At 66.2% G+C, this 4,166-nt stretch carries 4 protein-coding genes and 2 pseudogenes; all 6 read right to left on the minus strand.

The features are described from left to right. Positions 1 to 48 precede the first annotated feature (48 nt). Positions 49 to 324 carry a hypothetical protein gene (locus AB0G17_RS37255; protein ID WP_361392712.1) on the minus strand — a complete coding sequence of 92 codons (276 nt, stop codon included), beginning with the start codon at positions 322 to 324 and terminating at the stop codon, positions 49 to 51. Between the two features lie 404 nt (positions 325 to 728). Then, a pseudogene (locus AB0G17_RS37260) lies at positions 729 to 1,189 on the minus strand (IS1380 family transposase); the annotation flags it as partial. Positions 1,190 to 2,260: 1,071 nt separating this feature from the next. Next, positions 2,261 to 2,488: a hypothetical protein gene (locus AB0G17_RS37265; protein WP_361392715.1), complete on the minus strand. Its 228-nt coding sequence runs from the start codon at positions 2,486 to 2,488 to the stop codon at positions 2,261 to 2,263. Between the two features lie 132 nt (positions 2,489 to 2,620). After that, positions 2,621 to 3,304 (minus strand): DDE-type integrase/transposase/recombinase, encoded by a 684-nt coding sequence (locus tag AB0G17_RS37270; RefSeq protein WP_361392717.1) that lies wholly within the window; start codon positions 3,302 to 3,304, stop codon positions 2,621 to 2,623. Positions 3,305 to 3,360: 56 nt separating this feature from the next. Continuing rightward, positions 3,361 to 3,573: pseudogene (locus tag AB0G17_RS37275) on the minus strand (IS3 family transposase); the annotation flags it as partial. Then, entirely contained in the window at positions 3,570 to 3,830 is a 261-nt protein-coding gene (locus tag AB0G17_RS37280) for a hypothetical protein (RefSeq protein WP_361392720.1), read from the minus strand. The gene AB0G17_RS37280 and the pseudogene AB0G17_RS37275, both read right to left, overlap by 4 nt. Positions 3,831 to 4,166: the final 336 nt, after the last annotated feature.

Consider the following 4,166-nt stretch of genomic DNA (forward strand, 5'->3'; position numbering starts at 1 on the left):
TCAGCCCTTCCCCGACCGATGGTGAACGTCTGTCACCAAGGGGTTACCTCAGTGGGTCACCGTCGACGGGGTGCAGATCTGGGTGATCTGCTGCGTGCCGACCGGCAGGCCCAGGACGACCGCCGGGGAGGTGCTCTGGACCGCGCAGCTCGACACGACAGTGGCGCCGTCGTGGCCGCCGCCGTGGTGGCTGCCGCCGTGGCCGCCGCCGTAACCGCCGTCGTGGCCGCCGTCGTAACCTCCGCCGAAGGCGGAGAGCACGGCCCGCTCGGGCAGCAGTTCGCCCGTGAGGTTGTTGAGCTCCTCAAAGTTAACGGCAGACATTTTGCTTCCTTTCATCATGCGCTGCAGCTGACTGCCGCGCTTGGTCATTTGTACTTGTACCAGCAGTAAAGCACCGCAATCAATTCAGCGGCTGAATTCACTTATTCGGCTCTGCGGCTATTCGTATCATCCATTCTTGGAGTATGTGCCGAATGGACTACTCATCAGATGAATCATTGGTCGCTACCTCGATCCTTCGTGGTGGGCCGCCGACGGGATCGGCGGCCTATTCGTTATCGGTGGCCAAGGGCGGGCATGGCCGACGGCCCGGGTGCCGTCTCGGGTGAACGCCGGGTTCCGCTGCTCCGGACCGGGTGCTCTTCTTGTAGGGGCCGGTGAATTGCGGCTCAGCCGGGGTTCGGCAGGAGTGCGAGCCATTCGAGGGCAGTGGTGATCTCAGGGGTCCAGACCTTGGTCTGCGCGGTGTCGTGCAGGGGAAGGTTCCGCAGGCCGGTCGAACGCGCGGCCCGGATGCGGTCCTCCGCGGGGGTAGCAGCCAGTGACGGAGCTCGAGTTCGGCGATCGGCCGGCCGAGGGTGTTGGTGGCGAAGCTGGTGATCCGCATGGCGTCCGCGTCCGTGATCCTCAACTGGGTGCCGGGATGCGGCCGTTCTCAGCGGGCGATCAACCCCATCCCATCCGGCCACCCCTCCAAGACATCGCCGGTGACTTGGCCGCCATGCGCCGTCACGAACCTCGCCGTTCGACTCGACGGCCGGCCAACCGAGTAGGACAGCCGGCGTCCGCGCTGGGAGAGCCAGGCCACGAACTCAGGGGTGCCTGCGCCGGAGTCGCAGCGGATCAGCGTCTGCCGTCCCCGCCGGTACGCCCTGGGCAGTTGAGCGAGGGCGAGGCGGGCGGCGGATCTTCAACAGGGGGAGAGGGAGGCAACGGGGTCCCGTGGGTACGGGCAGTCGACCAAGACAACTTGCCCTGTCGTTCTGCCCTCTGAGAGCGGGACCCGGGCCGTGCTCGGAGCGGTGTTCGGCCTCACAGCCAAAGGCGAGACCGGCTATGCCCGGCACCTGCTTGCACCTCGTGACGCCGGACATGGTGGTGCTGTGGGACGAGGTTTCGACGGCAACGACTTCCTCAGCGCGGTCACCGCACGGACGGCAGGGTCCTGGGGCGGCGGCTTCGGAACAACCGGGGCACCCGTGCTCCTCCGGCTCGCCGACCGCTCGCACCGGGGCGATCGGCATGGGGCGTCAGCGGCCGGCGGTGGAGGGGTCCGCGAAGCCGACTGAGGTCTCCGGGTCCATGGGTTGATCTACCGCCTCCGGTGCACCCACCGTTGTCCGGAGCATGGTCTTGTGGGAGACGATCGCCTGCGAAGGGAGGCGTCGGTGGCCGTTGTCCGGCGAAACTCTCCTGGCGATGCCCATCCTCAGGGTCGTCTCCCAGACGTGCCCGGGCGAGTGGAGAACGGCTGCCGCATACTCAGCCGGACCTTTGTTTCTTTCGCATGGGATTGATCGCTCGCCGCCCATAATTGCGTCGCTCCAGAATGGCCCGACTCGTCCAACGGTGCGATCCCGTGAGGTGCCAATATCGGCAGTGGGGGCATAGATAGATGCGATCGGCTGGGGGCATATTTTCGAGCAATGGCTGTTTCGCCAGCCATTTGCGAGCTACATCCTCGCTCGGGAACTTTGCCTTCCCGCCGAGCGGGCAGCGTGGCAGGCTCACGTGGTCACACTCCTTTGGAATTCGGGAGTGGAGCCCTCACCTCAGCCGTGCTCGCAACACGTGACTGGCCTCCTGTCATTCCCAGGACGGAGACCCGTGACAACAGCGGTGGCCGCGCCCTCGGAACGATGTGCAAGGTTCGGCAGAAGCACACGTCGCTGGGCTCCATACGAAAGTCGGGGAAGCGCCGACGAGATCGTCAGCCCTTCCCCGACCGATGGTGAACGTCTGTCACCAAGGGGTTACCTCAGTGGGCCACCGTCGAGGGGGTGCAGATCTGGGTGATCTGCTGCGTGCCGACCGGCAGGCCGGCGACAAGCGCCGGAGAGGTGCTCTGGGTCGCGCAGCTCGACACGACGGTTGCGCCGCCGTCGCCGCCGCCGTAGCCGCCGCCGCCAAAGGCGGAGAGCACGGCCCGCTCGGGCAGCAGTTCGCCCGCGAGGTTGTTGATCTCCTCAAAGTTAACGGCAGACATTTTGCTTCCTTTCCTCATGCGCTGCAGGCGGATTGCTCCCGCCTGGAGATTTCATTTATAGCAGCCGCCAAACCAAGAAAACCAATTTACAGCAGCTGTGGCGGCAGGGTTCATCCATTCAGTCTCCATATGTCATTTCACGATACTGGTGTGCAGTGTGAAAAGGAGATCAGTCGTCACGGACTGCTGAAGTATCGGGCCGGGACTGCTGGGTTGCCCGGTCGCTGGTGAGGTGTGACCGCGGTCGAGGATGTGCATCGGCTGAGGCCGGCTGGGGTGCGGCTGCGGGTGGTGGGTGGCCGCGTTGGAGTCCGGGACGGTGCGCGCGTACGGGCAGGCGGCTGGGGTGTTCGGGGTCTCGCGTTTCAGGGAGGCGTGAAAGCTTTCGCAGGCCGCGTTGTCGGCGCTGGTGCCGACCGCGCCCATCGAACGGGTTGCCCCGAGCTGGTCGCAGAGCTCGGCGTCGGCCCCAGATCCGTACTGGGCTCCGTGGTCTGAGTGGAATACCGATCCGTGAAGGCTGCCGTGGGTCGAGGCGGCCATCCGCAGTGCGTCGGCGACCAGGCTGGTGCGCATGTGGTCGGCGATGGACCAGCCCACGATCTTGCGGCTGAAGCAGTCCAGCACGGTCGCGAGCCAGAGGAACTCCCCGCCTGCGAGCGGGAGATACGTGATGTCGCCCATGTACTTCCGCCCCGGCTCAGGGGCGGTGAAGTCCCGCTGGAACAGGTCTTCAACCGGTGCGGTCGATGGGTCGGGGAGGGTGGTGCGGACGCGTCTGCGCAGGCGGATGCCGGTGATGGAGTACGTCCGCATGTCCGGGCGACCCGTTTCTCGTTGACCCGCCGCCCTTTGTCGCGGAGCTCGGCGGTCACGCGCGCGGACCCGTAGGCGCCGCCGGACTCGCCGTGGACCTCGCGGATCTCCTCGGCCAGGATCCGGTCCTCGCGTTGCCGGGCGGCCCGGGTCTCGGCTCCGGCGAGCCACCTGTAGTAGCTGGACCGGTTGACGTCCAGGAGCTGGCAGAGCCGCTTCACCTCGTAGGTGGGCCGGTGGTCGTCAACGAACTGGAAGCGGCTGATCACCAGTTCGTCTCTCCGGCGACATACCTGGCCGCCTTGCGGAGGATGTCCCGCTCGGTGGCGAGCTTGCGCTCACTGGCCTCGAGATCCGCCACCCGGGCCTCCAGCTGTCGGACCCGCTCGTCCGGATCAGCGGGCGGCACCGCCGCCCGGGGGCCGACGGCCGGCTTCGCACCCCCGGCGGTGACGCCACGGCGTTCGCGGTCCCGCAGCACCCACTCGCGCAGGGTAGCCCGGTTGACACCCAGGTCGGTCGACACCCAGGTCAGCGGCGATGCTCTTGTACCTCGCCCTGGGTGTGGACTCGTACAGGGCCACGGCATCGGCCTTGAACTCGTCCGAATAGTCCTTCAGAGCCATCGGTGGTCTTCTCGCTTCCTCCGGATCAATCAAGATCCAGTATCAGCGTGTCAACGGGTCGTGCGTCAGATACGGGGACGAGCAGGGTTCACCCTCCTGCGCCATCGCGTTCTTCTTGGATTGCGGCACTTTCCGTTACCACTGAATGTGAGACGGGGCCGTTCATTTGGCCGACTCTGTCGTAGGCGAGGAAGCAGGTGCGTCGGTGGAAGGCTGGTCTGATGCCGGCGGCGGGG

Source organism: Streptomyces sp. NPDC023838 (assembly GCF_040639555.1).
Classification (GTDB): Bacteria; Actinomycetota; Actinomycetes; order Streptomycetales; family Streptomycetaceae; genus Streptomyces.

What these genes read in the sequence shown, in the direction of transcription:
- AB0G17_RS37265 (WP_361392715.1), bottom strand. Translation starts at nt 2,488, where the DNA reads ATGTCTGCCGTTAACTTTGAGGAGATCAACAACCTCGCGGGCGAACTG.
- AB0G17_RS37270 (WP_361392717.1), bottom strand. Translation starts at nt 3,304, where the DNA reads ATGCGGACGTACTCCATCACCGGCATCCGCCTGCGCAGACGCGTCCGC.
- AB0G17_RS37255 (WP_361392712.1), bottom strand. Translation starts at nt 324, where the DNA reads ATGTCTGCCGTTAACTTTGAGGAGCTCAACAACCTCACGGGCGAACTG.